Genomic DNA, 1180 nt, shown 5'->3' on the forward strand with positions numbered 1-1180 from the left:
TGCGAGGTGAAGAACGGGATCAAAGAGCGTGCCTCGATCCATCCGTTGATTGATCACATCCTCGAAGAGACGCAAGGCATCATCGTATATCAAGAACAGGTGATGCAAATTGCGCAGGTCATGGCAGGCTATAGCCTTGGCGGTGCGGATTTGCTGCGCCGCGCCATGGGGAAGAAGATCAAAGAGGCCATGGATGCCGAACGCCCCAAATTTGTGGAAGGCGCCAAGGCAAATGGGGTCGACAAGGCCAAGGCCGAAGAAGTGTTCGACCTTCTAGAAAAATTCGCCAATTACGGCTTCAACAAATCGCACGCGGCCGCCTATGCGGTTGTCAGTTATCAAACCGCTTGGCTCAAGGCGAACCATCCTGTCGAATTCATGGCTGCGGTGATGAATTGCGATATCCATCTGACGGATAAGCTGTCTATTTACAGCCAAGAGGTGGGTCGCCTTGGCATCGAGATCGTGCCGCCTTGCGTTAATCGCTCGCTTGCTACGTTCTCCGTGTCTGACGGGCGCGTGGTCTATGGCTTGGGTGGCTTGAAAAATGTCGGTGTCGATGCAATGCGCCTGATCGTTGAAGGGCGCGGAGATCAGCCCTTTGCATCGCTCTTTGATTTCGCTCGGCGGGTTGATTTGAAACGGGTGGGCAAGCGGCCGCTTGAGATGTTGGCGCGCGCAGGCGCCTTTGACGAACTGGATGCAAACCGCCGCCGCGTGTTTGACAGTTTGGATGCGCTGGTTGCCTATTCTGTTGCAATTCACGATCAAAAATCGTCAAACCAGACCTCCCTATTCGGGGAAGGGGGCGATGATTTGCCTGAGCCACGCCTGTCTAATCCGCCAGATTGGTTGCCGAATGAACGGCTTTCCCAAGAGCATCAGGCGGTTGGTTTCTATCTTTCTGGCCATCCTTTGGATGAATATATGCCAAGCTTGAAACGCTCAGGCTGCTTGTCGCTGCGTGAGGTTGAGGCGCGGGTGCAAGGGGGGGCTTTTGTCACCAAATTGGCAGGGGCGGTTGCGGTCAAGCAAGAGCGCAAAAGCCAGCGCGGCACCCGTTTTGCCTTTGTGGGTCTTTCTGATCCAACGGGACTTTACGAAGTCACAGTGTTCTCTGACCTGCTCGAGTCTGCGCGGCATCTGTTGGAGGCGGGCCAGAATGTGGTGTTGACCGTTG

At 55.0% G+C, this 1180-nt stretch carries 1 protein-coding gene; it reads left to right on the plus strand.

Translation table 11 applies throughout. The features are described from left to right. Positions 1–1180 (plus strand): helix-hairpin-helix domain-containing protein (locus ACR0B3_RS24080; protein ID WP_480811248.1); only part of this gene is annotated, 1180 nt, incomplete at both ends.

Source organism: Ruegeria sp. CE9 (assembly GCF_056537425.1).